Annotated in this window: 13 protein-coding genes; 9 read left to right on the top strand and 4 right to left on the bottom strand. The window is 73.6% G+C overall.

The window, feature by feature from the left end; genetic code table 11:
- The gene (locus ADL05_RS03165) at positions 1–1,020 is read right to left on the bottom strand and encodes a LacI family DNA-binding transcriptional regulator (RefSeq protein ID WP_053615333.1); all 1,020 of its coding nucleotides are present in this window, start codon (positions 1,018–1,020) and stop codon (positions 1–3) included.
- 110 nt (positions 1,021–1,130) lie between these two features.
- Between ADL05_RS03165 and ADL05_RS03160 the strand changes: the two genes are divergently transcribed.
- From ADL05_RS03160 to ADL05_RS03150, 3 genes are read left to right on the top strand one after another with little or no spacing between them, the layout of a single operon-like run.
- A complete protein-coding gene (locus ADL05_RS03160; protein ID WP_053615596.1) occupies positions 1,131–2,276 on the top strand; it encodes a Gfo/Idh/MocA family protein in 1,146 nt (381 codons plus the stop codon).
- Positions 2,269–3,174, top strand: coding sequence for a PmoA family protein (locus tag ADL05_RS03155; RefSeq protein WP_053615332.1), 906 nt, complete (start codon positions 2,269–2,271; stop codon positions 3,172–3,174). Before ADL05_RS03160 ends, ADL05_RS03155 begins: the two co-directional genes overlap by 8 nt.
- Positions 3,171–3,911, top strand: coding sequence for a cupin domain-containing protein (locus ADL05_RS03150; protein WP_053615331.1), 741 nt, complete (start codon positions 3,171–3,173; stop codon positions 3,909–3,911). Before ADL05_RS03155 ends, ADL05_RS03150 begins: the two co-directional genes overlap by 4 nt.
- A gap of 220 nt (positions 3,912–4,131) precedes the next feature.
- Here the strand turns inward: ADL05_RS03150 and ADL05_RS03145 are convergent, their stop codons facing one another.
- Entirely contained in the window at positions 4,132–5,256 is a 1,125-nt protein-coding gene (locus ADL05_RS03145; protein ID WP_053615330.1) for a HAMP domain-containing sensor histidine kinase, read from the bottom strand.
- A complete protein-coding gene (locus ADL05_RS03140) occupies positions 5,253–5,927 on the bottom strand; it encodes a response regulator transcription factor (RefSeq protein ID WP_053615329.1) in 675 nt (224 codons plus the stop codon). The genes ADL05_RS03145 and ADL05_RS03140 overlap by 4 nt, the downstream gene beginning before the upstream one ends.
- A gap of 176 nt (positions 5,928–6,103) precedes the next feature.
- Here ADL05_RS03140 and ADL05_RS03135 point away from each other — a divergent pair, with 176 nt between their 5' ends.
- Complete coding sequence (locus ADL05_RS03135) at positions 6,104–6,724, top strand: M15 family metallopeptidase (RefSeq protein ID WP_053615328.1); 621 nt, start codon at positions 6,104–6,106, stop codon at positions 6,722–6,724.
- Positions 6,725–7,186: 462 nt separating this feature from the next.
- On the opposite strand, the gene ADL05_RS03130 is transcribed toward ADL05_RS03135, so the two are convergent.
- Positions 7,187–8,914 carry a hypothetical protein gene (locus ADL05_RS03130; RefSeq protein ID WP_053615327.1) on the bottom strand — a complete coding sequence of 576 codons (1,728 nt, stop codon included), beginning with the start codon at positions 8,912–8,914 and terminating at the stop codon, positions 7,187–7,189.
- A gap of 191 nt (positions 8,915–9,105) precedes the next feature.
- On the opposite strand from ADL05_RS03130, the gene ADL05_RS29280 reads away from it, so the two are divergent.
- The 5 genes from ADL05_RS29280 (at position 9,106) to ADL05_RS03110 (ending at position 16,362) form a co-directional block, all read left to right on the top strand.
- Positions 9,106–9,237 carry a hypothetical protein gene (locus ADL05_RS29280; RefSeq protein WP_369800881.1) on the top strand — a complete coding sequence of 44 codons (132 nt, stop codon included), beginning with the start codon at positions 9,106–9,108 and terminating at the stop codon, positions 9,235–9,237.
- A gap of 186 nt (positions 9,238–9,423) precedes the next feature.
- Positions 9,424–9,717, top strand: a complete 294-nt coding sequence (locus ADL05_RS03125; protein ID WP_053615326.1) for a helix-turn-helix transcriptional regulator — start codon at positions 9,424–9,426, stop codon at positions 9,715–9,717.
- Positions 9,714–10,100: a VOC family protein gene (locus tag ADL05_RS03120; protein WP_053615325.1), complete on the top strand. Its 387-nt coding sequence runs from the start codon at positions 9,714–9,716 to the stop codon at positions 10,098–10,100. Before ADL05_RS03125 ends, ADL05_RS03120 begins: the two co-directional genes overlap by 4 nt.
- Before the next feature lie 183 nt (positions 10,101–10,283).
- Positions 10,284–12,410, top strand: a complete 2,127-nt coding sequence (locus tag ADL05_RS03115; RefSeq protein WP_053615324.1) for an SMI1/KNR4 family protein — start codon at positions 10,284–10,286, stop codon at positions 12,408–12,410.
- A 421-nt stretch (positions 12,411–12,831) separates the two neighbouring features.
- Positions 12,832–16,362 (top strand): LamG-like jellyroll fold domain-containing protein, encoded by a 3,531-nt coding sequence (locus ADL05_RS03110; protein ID WP_053615323.1) that lies wholly within the window; start codon positions 12,832–12,834, stop codon positions 16,360–16,362.
- The last annotated feature ends 57 nt before the right edge of the window (positions 16,363–16,419 follow it).

Genomic DNA, 16,419 nt, shown 5'->3' with positions numbered 1-16,419 from the left:
TCACTCGCGCCGCGGGGCCGGGCCGGTGGACTCGCGCCACACGATCCGGTTCAGGGGCTGCGCCGAGACCTCCGGCTCGGTCCCGCGGACCGCCGCGACCAGGCGTTCCATGGCCTCGGCGCCCAACCGCTCGCGGTCGACGTCGACCGTGGTCAGCGCGGGCGACAGGTACGCGCCCACCGGGTTGTCGTCCCACCCCGTCACGCTCAGGTCGCCGGGCACGCTCCAGCCGCGGTCCAGGGCGCCGCGGACCACGCCCGCCGCGACCACGTCGTTGCCCGCGATGACGGCGGTGACCCCGCTGTCGGCCGGCAGCGCGCGCACGGCCTCGCGGCCGGACTCGGGCGACCAGTCGCCGTCGACCACGCCGTGGGACTCCAGACCGAGGCGTTCGATCGTCGCCAGGTACGTGCGCTTGCGCTCCCTGGCCGAGGCGAATCCCAGATCCCCCGAGACGTGCAGGAAGCGCCGGTGCCCCCGTTCCGCCAGGCCCTCCACCAGGTCGGCGACGACCGAGGCGTCGGCCAGGCCGCCGATGCCCCGCATGTCATCGTCGAAGTCGGCGGAGACGACCACGGGCACGCCGCCGACCGGAGTCCGCTCGCCGTCGGCGGCGAGCGGCGCCAGCGCCAGGACACCCTCCACCTGCCCGGACCCGGCGAGTTCGCGCGTGCGCTCGGTGCGGGCCGCGGAGTCGCCGTCCACGTTCAGCACCTCGACCACGAAGCCCGCCGCGTGGCCGGCGGCGACCGCTCCGGCGAGCGTCCGGTCCGGGCTGAAGGACCCCGCGCTGGGCAACAGGACCGCCAGGCGCCCGGTCCGGCGCGTGCGCATCGACCGCGCGATGAGGTTGGGGCGGTAGTCGAGCTGCCTGATCGCGGCGTCCACCCGCTCCCGCGTCGACTCCTTGAGCCCGCCGTCGAAGCGCAGGTAGCGCGAGACGGTCTGGTGCGAGACCCCCGCGACGCGGGCGACCTCCTTCAGCGTCGGCCGGCGCTCTGGCGGGTCGGACGTGGCCATGGGACCTGCTTTCGTGGGCGGACCGCGTTCTTGACAGCGCGTGTGAACGATCACTATCTTAGGCCGCGCCACAAATAGTGAACGTTCACTTTTTACTCCCAGGGGTGCCCGTGCCAGATCTCCGTCCCCCGGTCCGTGTGGCCCTCGTCGGCAGCGGCGGCATCGCCCGCGGCGTCCACCTGCCAGCACTCGCCGACATGGGCGGCCGGGTCGAGGTCACCGCCCTGGTCGACCCCGACGAAGCGCTCATGGCCGCGACCGCGGCCCGGTGGCGCGTCCCGGGCCGCTACACCGACCTGCACGCCATGCTCGCCGCCGAGTCGCCCGACCTCGTCGTCGTGTGCGCCCCGCCCGCCGCCCACAAGGACGCGGTCGTCGCGAGCCTGGACGCCGGCGCCTGGGTCTGGTGCGAGAAGCCGCCCGCCCTCTCCCTCGCCGAGTACGACGAGGTCGCCGGGCACGAGGGCGGCCGGGACGGCGGCCCCTTCGCGAGCTACGTCTTCCAGCACCGGTTCGGTTCGGGCGCCGAACGCCTGCGCCACCACCTGGCCCAGGGCACGCTCGGCCGCCCGCTCGTGGGCGTGTGCCACACCCTCTGGTACCGCGACGCCGCCTACTTCGAGGTCCCCTGGCGCGGCCGGTGGGACACCGAGGGCGGCGGTCCCAGCATGGGCCACGGCATCCACCAGATGGACCTCATGCTCTCGCTGCTCGGTGACTGGACCGAGGTCACGGCCGTGATGTCCACGTCCGCGCGGGCCACCGAGACCGAGGACGTGTCGGCGGCGGTCGTGCGCCTGGAGTGCGGCGCGACGGTCTCGGTGGTCAACAGCCTCCTCTCACCCCGGGAGACCAGCTACCTGCGCTTCGACTTCGAGCACGCCACGGTCGAGCTGGAACACCTCTACGGCTACGACAACGCGCACTGGCGCTGGACACCGGCGCCGCACGTCGACGACGGGGACGCGGCGGTCGCCGCCTGGCGGCCCGAGGAGGACGTACCGAGCTCGCACCGGGCCCAGCTCGCGGCACTGCTCGACGCCATGGAACGGGGCGAGCGGCCCCGCGCCGGCGGACACGACGGACGGCGCGCGCTCGAACTCGTCGCGGGAATGTACCGCTCGGCGATCCTCGGCCGGACCGTAGGCCGCCGGAACCTGACCCCCGACGACGGCTTCTACCACGCCATGCACGGGGGCGACCCGCGCGCCGCGGCGCGCGCCCTGACCCGAACGGAGAGCGGAACCAGTGTCTGACGGACCCACCCTCACCCGGACCGACGACGAGCTCACCGTGAGCGCGTGCGGCACCGAGATCGCCCGCTACGTCCTGCGGCCCGACGCACCGGCCGCCGAAGCCCCCAAACCCTTCCTCCACCCCCTGCGCACACTCGGCGGCGCGCCGCTGACCGCCGTGCGGCCGTGGGACCACCGCTGGCACAAGGGCCTGCAGATGACCTGGTCCCACGTCTCCGGGCAGAACTTCTGGGGCGGCCCGACCTATGTGCACGGCCGGGGCTACGTCTGGCTCGACAACGTCGGGTCCATCCGGCACGAGCGCTTCGAGGGTGTGGAGGAAGGCGAGGGCGAGGCCGCCTGCACCGAGGACCTGACCTGGCTGAACTCCCAGGGCGAGCGGTGGATGACCGAGGTCCGCACACACCGCTTCCACTCCGTCGACCGTGAGCGCGGCCTGTGGGCCCTGGACTTCTCGACCGCGCTGACCAACGTGCGCGGCAGCGCGCTCGAACTGGGCAGCCCCACCACCGCGGGCCGCCCCGCCGCCGGGTACACCGGACTGTTCTGGCGCGGTCCGCGCGCCTGGACCGGCGCGGACGCGGTCAGCTCGGCCGGGCGCCGGGGCGACGACATCATGGGCACGCGGGCGGACTGGATCGCCTTCAGCGGGCAGCACGACGAGATCGACGGCGGGGCGACCGTCCTCGCCTTCGCCGGGACCACCACCGGCGCGGTACCGATCTCGTGGTTCCTGCGCACGGAGCCCATCCCCGTGTTCAGCCCCTCCCCGTCCTTCCACGAGACGCTCACCCTCGCACCCGGCGACGTGCTCGCGCTCCGCCACCGGCTGGTGTTCGTCGACCGGATGTGCGCGGCCGAGGAGATCACGGCACTGGCCGAGGAGTTCACGCCATGAGCACACCGCGCTTTCCCGGCGGCACCGCCGTCAGCGGCCTGCGGGTCTACGACTGGGAGGCCGCCGACGGCCTGCACGGAGGAACGCCGCACATGCACACGGCGTCGACGGAGGCCTACGTGGTGGCCGCCGGGCGCGGGCAGGTGCACACGGTCACCGGCGAGGGTGCACAGGTGACGGACCTGTCGGCCGGAACCGTCCTGTGGTTCGGCCCGGGCACGGTGCACCGGCTGGTCAACCACGGCGGGCTGGAGCTCACCGTGGTCATGCAGAACGCGGGGCTCCCGGAGGCGGGCGACGCGGTCTTCACCTTCCCGCGCGCGGTGCTGGCCGACCGGGAGGCCTACGACGACGCCGCACGGCTCGCCCCGGACGCGTCGGAGGAGGAGCTGGGCCGACAGGCCCGGGCCCGCCGCGACCTCGCGATGGAGGGCTACCTCGAACTCGTCGCGTCGGTCGCGGAGCACGGTCCGGAGTCCCTGCGGGAGTTCCACCGCCACGCGGCGGAGCTGGTGCGCCCACGGGTCGACGCGTGGCGCCGGATCTGGCGCGAGAACGTGGAGCGGGAGACGGAGCTGACCCGCGACCAGCTCGCGGCGCTGGAGCGGGGCGAGCCCGGCGCCATGCACGACGCCGCGCTGGTGCGCACCGAACCGCACCCGGGTCCGAGGCGCTTCGGCATGTGCGGACGGCTCCGCACCTGGCAGCCGCGGACCACCGGACCCGAGCGGCCCTGACCCCGCCCTGGCCGGTCGCGGCCCGGCCCTCGTTGACCGGGTCCAGCGCGAAGGCCATTCCGTCCAGCGGGGTGGCGGACGCCGCGGCTCCCACCCCCATTGTCGGGGCGGCCAGGCGCGCAGCACCATGGCCGCCCCCGCCCTCATCGAACCGGCCGAAGGCGTCGACAGGCGCCGACAGGGCGGGAACCGCGGCCACCGGCCGTCGGATCCCCGGGAGTCAGGACTCGCCGGTTCCCCTGGAGCCGGGACCGGGCAGGGTGACCGTGACGTCGAGCCCTCCTCCCTCGCGCGGGCGCAGGTCGAGGGCGCCGCCGTGCACCGTGACCACCCGCGAGACCAGCGCCAGGCCCAGACCGTGGCCGCCCTCCCCGCCGCGGCGGGTGCGGCCCCCGCCGCGCAGGAAGGGCTCGGTCAGCCGGGCGGCGCCCGCCTCGGTGTGGACCGCTCCGGTGTTGGCGACCCGCAGCACGGCGCCGCCGTCGCCGGTACGGCCGGTCGAACACCACGCGGTGCCGCCCTCGGTGTTGTGCCGCACCGCGTTGCGCAGCAGGTTGTCGGCCATGCGCACGAGCAGCTCGTCGTCGCCGCGGGACGCGGCGGGCCGCAGGTCCCTCTCCAGGGTGACGCCGCGCCGCTCCGCCTCCGCCGCGACGTCGGCGGCGGCCCGCCCGGCCGCGTCGGCGAGGTCGACCGGCCCGGTGGCGGCGGTGACCGCGTCCACGGCGGCCAGCCGCAGCAGGGCGTCGGTGAGGCCGACCGCGCGCGCGTTGACCACGTCCAGGCGCTCCAGCAGCACGGCGTGGTCGTGGCCGGGATCGCGCCGGGCCACGTCGAGCATGGTCGCGGTGATCGCCAGCGGGGTGCGCAGTTCGTGGGAGGCGTTGGCGGCGAACCGCTCCTGGGCGGAGAAGGCGTCCTGGAGCCGGTCGAGCATGTGGTCGAAGGCGTCGGCGAGGCGGCGGAACTCGTCGTCGGGCCCCTCCAGGCGGATCCGGTGGTCCAGGCGGCCGGTGGCGGCGACCCGGACCGCCGCGTCGACCCGGCGCAGCGGGCGCAGGACCCACCCGGCCAGGAACCAGCCGCCGACCAGGCCGATGACGGCCAGGACCAGGAGCACCACACCGGAGACCTGCACGAGGGCCTCCAGGATCTGGCCGCGGGAGGTGACGTTCACCTGCCCGCGCAGGCTCGGGTCGGAGGTGGTGAGCGGATAGGCGGGCACGAAGCGCAGGACCGCGTACACCCCTGTCAGAACGGTGAGCCCGGCCAGGACGAGGAAGGCGGCCAGGGCGAGGGTGAGCCGGTGGCGTGCGCCGAGCCCGCGCCGCGCGGGCCGGTTCACCCCTGGCTCCCGGGGACCACGAGGCGGTAGCCGACCCCCGGCACCGTGATGATCGGGTCCGGGGCGCCGAGGGCCTTGCGCAGGTGGGACACGGCGACCCGGGGCGCGGTGGTGAAGGGGTCGGCGTGCTCGTCCCACACCTTCTCCAACAGCGTCTCCGCCGTGACGACGGCCCCGTCGGCGCGCAACAGCGTTTCGAGGACCGCGAACTGCTTGCGCGGCAGGCGCAGCGGGCGGCCGGCCCGGTGGGCCTCCCGCCGGTAGGGGTCCAACCGCAGGTCGCCGCGGACCAGCACGGGATCGACCGCGGCGACGGGCCGCCGGGCCAGGGCGCGCAGGCGCATCACCAGCTCCTCCAGGGCGAACGGCTTGGTGAGGTAGTCGTCGGCGCCCAGCGTGAAGCCGTCGACCTTGTCCCGGAGCCGCGCCGCGGCGGTGAGCATGAGCACGCGGGTGCCGGGGTGGTCGCGCACCAGGACGGCGCACACGTCGTCGCCGTGCGTGCCGGGGATGTCGCGGTCCAGGACGACGACGTCGTAGTCGTGGACCGCGACGCGCTCCAGGGCCTCGTCGCCGTCCAGGGCGAGGTCGGCGGCGACGGCCTCCTGGCGCAGGCCCGACTGCAGGGCCTCGGCCATGAACGGCTCGTCCTCGACCACCAGCACGCGCATACGCCGTCCTCCCTGTTCACGGGCGCCTCCGCGGGCGACTCCGGGATCCGAGTGTAGGAGAGGGCCGTGTTGCGCCAGTGTTGCGTCTTTTCCCTACGCGGGCGCAACACCCCCCTTGGTGGCCTGGACGCCGTGCGCCGGGCGTCGGGCCCGGCCCGGGAACGAAGGGGGACGGCATGGCGAGATCGCGTCGGTCCACGGTGGTCGCGGCCCTGGCGGGCACGCCGCTGGCGGTCGCCGTACTGGTGGGAGCCTGTTCGGCGGGCGGCGGGGCGGGCTGGACGTCGGGTCCCACGGGCGGCGACGGCCATCCCGGTCCCGCCCAGCGGATGCCGGTCACCCGGCTGACCCCGCTGACCGAGGAGGACGGCTACGTGCCCGAGGGGGAGGGGCTGGAGTTGTCGGCCGAGGTCCCCGCGCTGGAACGGCTCGACCCGCGGCTGTGGGCGGCCGTGCGCGAGGCGGCCGCCGCGGCCGAGGCCGAGGGAGTGGACGTGGTCGTGACCAGCGGGTGGCGCAGCGAGCGCTACCAGCGGTTCCTGTTGGAGGCGGCCGTGACGACCTACGGGAGCGAGGAGGAGGCCGCCCGCTGGGTGGCCACCGCCGAGGAGTCATCGCACGTGACGGGCGACGCGGTGGACGTGGGGTACACCGACGCGGCGGACTGGTTCTCACGGTTCGGTGCGGAGTTCGGATTGTGCCAGACCTACGCCAACGAGCTGTGGCACTACGAACTCGCCGTGGAGCCGGGCGGGGAGTGCCCGCCCCCGGCCGCCGACGCCGCCGGGGGTGCGTGACCACGGTGGTCCGTGGTCGCCGACGCCGCCGGGGGTTTGTGACCACGGTGGTCCGTGGTCGCCGACGCCGCCGGGGGTTTGTGACCACGGTGGTCCGTGGCCGCCGACGCCGCCGGGGGTGCGTGACGGTGTCCGGCCCCGGCCGAGCGCCGCGCTCGGCTGCTCCGAGCGAGCGGCCGATCACCGGTGTCGCGACGACCTCCGGACACCGCCGACCGCGGGCGGCCCCGGCCGCCGTCGGGGCCCGTCACCGTCGGTGGACGCGACCGGGGCACGCGCCGGCCGGGCGGGCGGACAGGACCGTGGCGGGCTTTTCGACCAAGCCCATGAGGTCACGAACGCCTGTCCGGTCGCGTGCGGTCGCTTCCCCGAGCGGGCCACACATCGGATACAGGACCACCTGTCGGCGTCGGTCAGTCGGTGAGTCGGACCCTCCGGAGAAGCCACTGAACATCCTCACGGTCAGTCGGCGAACAAGGTCATCGGGTCGCCGTGGACGTTCACCGCGCTCACCGTGACCGTTCCGGCGGGCGGGCCGTCGCCGCGCCGGGGCCCCTCCGCGGCCAGGACGGGGCCGTCACCGCCGCCGTCGGCCGCGCCCGAGACCCGCAGGTCGGCGACCTCGCGCGAGGCCGCCGCCAGGTAGTGCCACCGGCCGTCGTCCGCCTGCCACCAGGTGCCCGCCGCCACCTGGCGGTCCAGGTTGCTGCACTCCCATCCTCCCCGGCGCTCCCCGGCGGTGATCGCCTCGGTGCCCTCCTCGCCTTCCGCCACCAGGACCGCGCGCGCCAGACCGCCGCCGTCGTGCGTGCCGTAGCGCACGCACACCCACCGGCCCGTACCCCCGCCGGGCAGCTCCTGCTCGGCGAACTCCCACGCCGTCGCCGCGACCACGGCCCCGCGCGGCACTCCGCCCGCGCAGGCCGCCTCGCCCCACAGGTCGAAGCCGTGCTCGGGGTCCAGCACCTCGTGCGGCCCCAGACGGCGGATCTCGGCGGGCGGAGGCGGCATGTACCCCAGGTGGGCGGTGGAGAAGCCGTCGAGGTCGACGACGGTGTAGGGCTGTCCGTGCGCGACCTCGGGGGCGCGCAGCCGCAGGACCGGGCCGGTCCCGCAGTGCTCCCCGGCGGCCACGGGGCCGGTCACGCCGTGCCCGTCCAGCGCCGCCTCGGACCACCCGTCCTCCGGAGCGCCCAGGGACGCCCACGCCGCCTCGGTGACCCACGGCGGCAGCAGGTAGCGCACGCCCTCGGCCGTCTCGGACAGGCGCAGAGCGGGCCAGTTCGCCACTCCGTTGGCGGGTTCGGCGAACACCTCCACCTCCGAGTCCTCCCCGTCCCGGGTGTAGCGGGCCGTCCACGGGGTGTCGTGCAGCACCACCACGTCGCGTCCGTCCACCCGGCCCGCGAACACGAGTCGAGGGTCGCGCGGGGCCTCCCCGCGGTCGGCCCAGGCGGCCACGGCCTCGCCTACCAACGCCTCGTCGTCGACGGCTCCGCCTCTGGCGTGCCAGGCCGACAGGTCCAGCCGGAAGCTCTCCCGCCACGCCCGCGGATCCGTGATCGCCGTCGCCGTGACCGCCGGGGACATCGGCCCGCGCCGCTCCTCCGGACGCGCGGAGCCGCCCAGGGCCACCGCTGCCAGGACCAGGGCGAGCCCCGCGGCTCCGGCCGCCACCAGGAGGGGCGGTCCGGGCGGAGCGCCGCGCCCGCTCACGCGGACCACGGTGGGATCGGGCGGACCGTAGCCGTCGGGCACGTCGGCCGCCTGGTCGAGGGCTCGGTCGGGGTCCCGGACCCCGACCGATCGCAGGAGCGCGACCGCCTGCTCCGGTGCCATCCGCTCGATCCGCACCAGGGCGAGTCCGGCGCGTGCGGCCGGATCGAGTCCGTCCAGGGGCGCCAGGGCGCGGGCGAGCGGGCCGACACCGTCCAGGGGCGTGATGCGCAACCCGGCGTGGCGCCGCGTGCCGCGGTCGCGCAGCGCCCGCCGCAGGACCCGCCGGCGGACCCGCGCGTACTCGTGCGCCCGGGGATTGCGCCGCCCCCACGGCAGGGAGGCGGTCACCGACCTGTGCGCCCGTTGCAGGAGGTCGTGGGCGGGCGGCCGCCCGGACAGGGTGAGCAGGGCGAGCAGGACCAGATTCCGGTAGGGGTCGCGGGGGAGGGGGTGCTCCACTGGGCTGGGCATCGATGCTCCTCGGGATCGTTCCGCACGACCCTAGAGAGGACGTGCGGCCCGTATCCGGCGAACGGAGATACCCGGGCCTTTGGCCGGAAGGTCCCCGGAGTGCCGTTTGCGCCCGTTGGGCGGCGGTCCGGTGCCGGAGGACGCGAGTTCCCCGGGCCCGCGTCACTCCGGAGCGGGTCGGACTGCCCACCGTGTCGAACCGGCGCGTGGCCGGGCCGCGCCGCAGCGAGGTCGCCGCGCTCGCCGGGGTGGGCGTGGAGTACTCCACGCGTCTGGAACGCGGCGCGATCAGCGGGGCGCCGCAGGAGGTCCTCGACGGCTGATCCGCCGGGCGGCGCGCGCGCGAAGGGCGCCGTGCCCCTGGCGGTGGGGTCGGAGGCGGAGGGGCGGTGAGGGAGCCGCGCCGCGCCGAGGACGGGTCGGTGGTCGGTTCGGGCCGGACGAGGTTTGATGGCGACCGTGCAGGTCACGACTTGATAGGCAAGCACATGCTTGCCTATAGTGGGCGCATGGCCGATGATGTCTTCAAAGCCTTGGCCGACTCCACCCGCCGGACGATCCTCGACGAACTCGCCGAGCGTCCCGGACAGACACTGTTCGAGATCTGCTCGCGGCTCAGCATGAAGCACGAGCTGGCGATGTCGCGCCAAGCGGTCTCGCAGCACCTGGCCGTGCTGGAGGCCGCCGGACTCGTCGAGAGCCGGCGGGAGGGGCGCTACAAGTTCCACGACCTGAACACGGCGCCGCTGCGGCACATCGCCGAGCGGTGGACCAGGCCCGACGAAGGAGAGACCACACCATGAGGATCCACCTGACGAGCGTCTTCGTCGACGACCAGGACAAGGCCCTGCGCTTCTACACCGACGTGCTGGGCTTCGTGAAGAAGACCGAGGTCCCGATCGGTGAGGACCGGTGGCTGACCGTGGTCTCCCCGGAGGAGCCCGAGGGGACCGAACTGCTGCTGGAGCCGGCCGGGCATCCCGCGGTGAAGCCGTACCGGGAGGCGCTGGTCAACGACGGCATCCCGGTCACCGCCTTCGCCGTGGACGACGTGCGCGCGGAGTACGAGCGGCTGCGCGGGCACGGGGTGCGCTTCACCCAGGAGCCCCTGGAGATGGGGCCGGTGACCACCGCCGTGTTCGACGACACCTGCGGCAACCTGATCCAGATCGTGCACCAGGCGTAGCGACCGTCGGGCGGCCGTCCCGGCTTCCGGTTCCGCGTTCCGCGCCGTGATCGGGTGGCCCGCGCGGCAGGCCGGTGCCGGGGCGAGTGTCGCAGCGCACCCGTAGGCTCTGCTCTGGTCCGGAGCCGCGGGCGCCCGCGGGACCCGCCTCCGGACGCTCACCCCCGCCCAGGTTGGAGCCCCATGCCGGAGAACGCGCCCGCCCTCGTCTTCCTCACCGAACGGCAGCGAGCCGGAACAGGGGAGTGGCTGCCGGACCACCGGCTCGTCGTCCGGTTCGAGCCGGGCGGGTCCGTGCCCTTGGCCCAGCTCGGCTGGCGCGACCTCGACGGAGCGGAGGCCGTGGCGGGGTTCGACCCGGACATGACCACCTTCACCGGCGTGCGGATCACCCCGCGCGGCACGCCGCACGCGTGGCGGGGCGTCCTGGCGGAACGTCCGCCGGACAGCACCGGCCACTGGTTCCGGGTCCAGGGCGGTGAGGGAGAGCCCGAGGACCTGCGTCTGCTCGTCGAGGACGGCGGTGCCCCGGTCGCGCGGCTCACCTGGGCCGACCGCGAGGGTGGCGGCGGCACGGTCGTCCTCCGCACGCGGGACCTGGACGAGGTCGCATCGGCGGGCGAGGTCACCGACAGGGTGCGCGATGTGCGGGCGGGCGACGAGCACACGGGAGCCAGTGGGGCCGCCCTCAACCTCCTCGACGGCACCTCCGCCACGTGGCTCTCCCGGCGCGGCGCGGACCGGCTCGACTTCACCCTGACGGAGCCCGTCCACCTGCGGCACTACGTCCTGGTCTCCGCCCACGGCCCCGCCGACCGCGACCCGTGCGCCTGGGAGCTCAGGGGTTCGGTCGACGGACACGCGTGGGTCACGCTCGACACCCGCTCCGACGAGTCCTTCCCCGGGCGGCACCTGGCCCGCGACTTCCACGTGAGCCGCGGCTCCGAAGCGGACACGCCGTACCGGCACCTGCGCCTGGAGATCACCCGCAACAGCGGTGGCTCCGGACTCCAGCTGGGGCGGGTGCGGTTCTTCTCCGCCGACCGCGCCTACGAGTCCTTCACCGGGCACCGCTACGCCACGGGCGGGGCGCCGACACCGTACGCGGGGATCGTCGGCGGCCTGGTGGCCGGTGCCCCGCGCTCGGTCGGGGACTGGAGGTCCTTCCTCGCCGGGTTCAGCGCCGACATGCTGCGGGTCGAGGACGAGGACGAACTGCACACCGTCAGCGAGGAGCAGCGCTCGGCGTCCTGGCTGGGCTACGACGGCGCCACCGAGGACCGGATCACCGCGCTGGAGCACCGGCTCGGCCGCACCCTCCCGCCCAGCTACCGCTCCTTCCTCGCCGCGTCCGACGGCTGGAGCACCATGGGCACGTTCATGTACAGCCTGCGCGGCACATCCACCGTCGGCTGGCTGGCGGACCTGGAGGACGTGGCCCTTCCCGTGGAGTATTTGGGCGAGGACCTGGTCGGACCGGCGCTGCTGGTCTCCGACGAGGGCGACGCGCAGTACTGGCTGCTGGACGCGGGCGACGTCTCGCCCGACGGCGAGTGGGCCGCCTACGTGTGGGCGAGCTGGTATCCCGGGCTGGGCGAGCGCCACCGGTCCTTCGCCGACGTGGTCGTCGACGAGCGCGTCTCCTTCGAGGAACTGTGCGGTTCGGAAGGTCGGCCGGTGCGCCCGGAGGGTGCCGAGGAACTGCTGGCCGCCGGGCGCCGCGCGGCCCTGGACGGCCGGGTCGGCGACGCCCTGGACGCGTTCCTCCGGGCCCAGGAGAAGGGGTCCGGGGCCGCCGCCTACCTGAGAGTCGTGCTGTCGGCGTTCCTCGACGCCCGCGCGACCCACCACGAGCTGCGCGGCCTGCTGCACCGCCCGCACGTGGTCGCCGAGATCGGCACCGAGCAGGTCCGGTCCGAGGCGGTCCCGCTCTTCCTGCGCGCCGCCGGCCGGAACGGGGCCGGCGACGCGGACCACGCGATCCGGCTCCTGGCCGAGATCGTGCCGGGCCTCGACCTGCCGGTGACCGCCGCCGACAGCGGGGCCTGGATCGCCGCGCACCGGGCTCCGGAGCCGCCCGCCTTCGAACGCGCGCTGGTCGCGGCACGCGACCTGGCCGCACGAGGAGCCACGGACGAGGCCTGGGCCGTCATCAAGCGGGCCCTGCCGGAGTGGTATCCGCTCTCGCCCCACCGGATCGCCCCGGTGGTGCTGCTCACCGACCCCGCCCTGCACGAGGTCGTCACGCCCCGGCGGGCGCGGAAGGCGGTGTTCACCCCGAGAGGCGAACAACCGGACGCCGAGGACTGAGCCGGCGGCGGTCCGCCCCCGGCGGCACCGCCGTCGGAGGATCAGGCTCGGTCGGGCCGCGTGCCCCCGCCGCGCCGGAGCCGGCACCCCTTCCACACCAGAGCCTTCTTGCTCGGCACGGGACACCCTGTGGCCGAAAGGACCGCCATCCCTCGTTTGCACTGGTGGCACGCAGTGCGGTGCTAAACGCGAACAAAGCGGCCATATGCGGACCCAATGGGACTGGGTTCCACTTTTTGGAGCGATGGTGCACGTCGTGAACTCGTGCGCCACGTGATGTGCAGTCCGTCACACACCTGGTGTTTCCATTCGGCTGCTAACTTCTCCTCCGGTTCCAGGGCGCACCGTGGACCGCGTGCACGAGACGTGGTTGCCCCACACGGTGTCCGATCCCCCATCCTGGACCTGGAGAGCGCTTGCCATGTCCCGCGCAGTGCGAGTCGTCGGCTCGGCCGTCCTGTCCACTGTCCTACTCACACCCCTGCTGAGCACCCAGGCACATGCCTCGGCGGACGCCCCGACGTCGACCGCATCCCCGTTCGCCGCCGACTCGGGGGAACGAGCGGCGGTCCAGGAAGCGAGCGAGACCGGTGAACCGGTGGAGATCCCCGGTGCCACCACCGAGACCACCCGGCACCTGGCCAACCCCGACGGCAGCTTCACCATGGAGCAGAGCGCCCACCCGGTACGCGTGCGCGACGACGACGGCTGGACCCCGGTGGACACCGACCTCGTGGAGGACGCCCAGGGCACGGTCCGCCCCAGGGCGGTCAGCGCCGAGCTCGCCTTCTCCGGCGGAGGCGACCAGGACCTGGCCCGTATCGGGATCGGCTCCAACGCCGTGGAACTTGGCTGGCACGAGGACCTCCCGGCCCCCGAACTCGACGGCCCCCAGGCCACCTACGCCGACGTCCTGCCCGACGTCGACCTCGTCCTGACCGCCGGCGTGGACGGGTTCGGGCAGGTCCTGGTCGTCCACACCCCCGAAGCCGCCCAGCACCAGGGGCTGGCCGAACTGGACATGGCACTGGCCACTGAGGGCGTCACCATGCGTATGGCGGACAACGGCACGCTGCAAGCCGTCGGTGACCAGGGCCAGGAAAGCGTCTTCACCGCCGTGGCCCCGGCGATGTGGGACTCCGCGTCCGCTGAGGACCCGACAGAGAGCGAGGGCCCCACGGAGGATGCCACGCTGATGGCTCCCACCGGCGCCCGCAGCGCGCTGGTGGACGTGGACCTGGCTCCCGACAGTATCCGGCTCGTCCCGGACCGCGACATGCTCACCGACCCCTCCACCGAGTACCCCGTCTACATCGACCCCTCACTCGCGGTGGACCGGGTCGGGCGCACCTACGTCAACGCCAACTACCCCAGCCAGTCGTACTGGAACTACTCCTCCTCCCACGACCCCGGTGTCGGCTACGAACCCAACGACGGCAGCACCAAACGGGCGTTCTGGCGCTTCAGCGTCGACTCGCGCACCCGTGACGCCGACATCGTCCGCGCGACCTTCCGCCCCCGAGTGACCCACGCCTACGGGTGCACTGACGCCAGCATCCAGTTGTGGCGCACCAACGCGATCACCTCCGGCACCACCTGGAACTCCCAGACCTCCTCATCCTTCTGGGACGACAAGCTCGACACGCGGACCATCAACGCGGGCCGCAGCAACTGCCCCGGCGGAACCTCCCCGACCGTGGAGTTCGACGCCACCGACGGCTACCTGTACAGCCGCGACGCCGGACACGCGACCACGACGGTCGGCCTGCGCGGCAACGAGACCAGGTCCTCCAGCAACTGGGACTGGCGGCGCTTCGACTACAACCCGACCCTGCAGGTGGACTACAACAACCCGCCCGAGGTCCCCACCAAGCTGTCGGACTCCCACGGCGGTGAGTGCGCCACCGACCCCGACGACCCGCGCCTGATCAACGAGACGCGCCCGACCTTCACCGCCTACGTCCGCGACCGCGACTCCACCTCGGCCAACCGCCAGAAGGTCAAGACCCGCTTCGCCTGGTGGGTGGACGGTGAACGCCTCGGCGACGTCGACACCGCGATGACCGACATCGCGGTCTGGTCCTCCGGCTCCTACCAGTCGGTGCGCTCCGCCGAACTGCCCGAGGACGTGCTGATCGGCTACCGGGCCAACGCCAACGACGGCACCTCCTGGTCGGGCTGGAGCGACTACTGCTACCTGATGGTCAGCACCGCGCGGCCGGAGGAGGGGCCCGAGGTCACCTCCACCGACTACCCGGCGGGCGACCAACTCCACGGTTCCACAGGACGTCCCGGAGAGTTCACCTTCGCCAACAACGGCGTCGGGGGCGCGCAGGAATACGCCTACGGGCTCAACGACGACTCATGTGCCCACCGGGCCACGCCTGAGGAGCCCGGCGGATCTGTGACCGTCACCCTGACACCACGTCTGGAGGGACCCAACCGCGTCTACGCACGCACCGTGGACTCCTTCGGCAACTCCTCCGACTGCGTCCTGGTCTACTCCTTCCTCGTGGCGCCGCCCAGTGACCCCGTGGCGCACTTCGCCTTCGACGAGGGCCAGGGCACCACCGCTGCCGACAGCGCCAACCCCGACCAGGACGCAGCCCTGTCCACGGGCGTGGAGTGGGTCCGGGGCCGTGTCGGCACGGTCGAGAACCCTGACACCAACCCCTCGCCGCGGCTGGAGGGCACGGCCGTGCACACCAGCGGCTACACCGACGGCGACCCCGGCCCCTACGACGAGATCACCGCCGACCACTCCGGGGTCGACACCTCCGGCACCTTCTCCGTGTCGGCCTGGGTCAAGCTCGACAGAGCCGACGCCCACCACACCGCCGTGGCGCAGGAGGGGCAGGAACAGAGTGCCTTCCACCTGGGCTACCAGGGCAACACCAACGAGTGGGTGTTCAAGATGTCGCCCGAGGACCAGTACTGGGACGGCTCCCAGGACTGGGCCTACGCCACCTCGACCGCACCCGCCCAGGTCGGGGTGTGGACCCACCTGGTGGGCACCCACGACGCCCAGACCGGCGAGATCGTCCTCTACGTCGACGGGGTCGAACAGAACACCGCCACACACACCGGACCGTGGAACGCCCAGGGGCCGCTCACCATGGGCCGATCCCTCTTCCAGGGCGCCGAGAACTACTTCTGGCCCGGAGCCGTCGACGACGTCAAGGTCTGGGACCGCCTGGTCCTGAACGAGACCGTGGCCGCCACCGACGACGCCTCCGAGGTGTGGAACCTGGCCAACCACCCCGCCGCCCAGGGGCGGTGGACACTCGACGAGTGGGACGGCACCGCGGTGGCCGACTCCACCGACCACGGCCTGGAGGCGACACTGCACGCCGATCCCGCCACGGCCTGGAACGCCGCCGACAACGACGTCACCTTCTCTCCCGGGCTGCGGCTCAACGGTCTCGACGAGTACGCCGAGGCCCCAGGTCCGGCGGCGCGCACAGACCGCAGTTTCACGGTCTCGACCTGGGTGCGCCTGGACGAGACCGGGGAGGGGCTCAACACCTCGGCCGTCAGCCAGGCGGGGGAGTTCCAGAGCGGTTTCCACCTCGGCTACCAGGGATCCAACGGTTCCTGGGTGTTCAAGATGGCACCCCACGACGACGCGCCCACGGAGGGCTCGGCCGGCTGGACCTACGCCTTCTCCTCCACCGCGGCCCGTCTGGGGGAGTGGGCCCACCTGACCGGGGTCTACGACCACACCACCGGTGAGCTGGTCCTGTACGTCAACGGGTTCGAGGAGTCCCGGGCCGCCGTCGACCACGCGTGGCATGCCGATGGCCCACTCCGCCTCGGCAGCGGCCAGCACCGCGGGGCCAACGCCTACTTCTGGACCGGCGACCTCGACGACGTCCACGCCTACCAGGGCGTACTCAACGAACCAGCGATCTCCCAGGTCTACAGCGGCCTGTTCCCCACCGTCCAGAACTGACCTCACCCCTGCCCCCGTGATCGTCCTTCACCAGACCGGTGGAGGTCAGGAGGAATG

Origin of the sequence: Nocardiopsis sp. NRRL B-16309, assembly GCF_001279585.1 — a bacterium.
Taxonomy (GTDB): Bacteria; Actinomycetota; Actinomycetes; order Streptosporangiales; family Streptosporangiaceae; genus Nocardiopsis.
The sequence above is the reverse complement of the archived record's forward strand: the minus strand, read 5'-3'. Positions and strand labels throughout refer to the sequence as shown.

Excerpts from the sequence above, each read along its gene's own strand:
- ADL05_RS03135 (WP_053615328.1), top strand. The coding sequence starts at position 6,104 with ATGGCGAGATCGCGTCGGTCCACGGTGGTCGCGGCCCTGGCGGGCACG.
- ADL05_RS03125 (WP_053615326.1), top strand. The coding sequence starts at position 9,424 with ATGGCCGATGATGTCTTCAAAGCCTTGGCCGACTCCACCCGCCGGACG.
- ADL05_RS03110 (WP_053615323.1), top strand. The coding sequence starts at position 12,832 with ATGTCCCGCGCAGTGCGAGTCGTCGGCTCGGCCGTCCTGTCCACTGTC.
- ADL05_RS03140 (WP_053615329.1), bottom strand. The coding sequence starts at position 5,927 with ATGCGCGTGCTGGTGGTCGAGGACGAGCCGTTCATGGCCGAGGCCCTG.
- ADL05_RS03165 (WP_053615333.1), bottom strand. The coding sequence starts at position 1,020 with ATGGCCACGTCCGACCCGCCAGAGCGCCGGCCGACGCTGAAGGAGGTC.
- ADL05_RS03120 (WP_053615325.1), top strand. The coding sequence starts at position 9,714 with ATGAGGATCCACCTGACGAGCGTCTTCGTCGACGACCAGGACAAGGCC.
- ADL05_RS03115 (WP_053615324.1), top strand. The coding sequence starts at position 10,284 with ATGCCGGAGAACGCGCCCGCCCTCGTCTTCCTCACCGAACGGCAGCGA.
- ADL05_RS03130 (WP_053615327.1), bottom strand. The coding sequence starts at position 8,914 with ATGCCCAGCCCAGTGGAGCACCCCCTCCCCCGCGACCCCTACCGGAAT.
- ADL05_RS03150 (WP_053615331.1), top strand. The coding sequence starts at position 3,171 with ATGAGCACACCGCGCTTTCCCGGCGGCACCGCCGTCAGCGGCCTGCGG.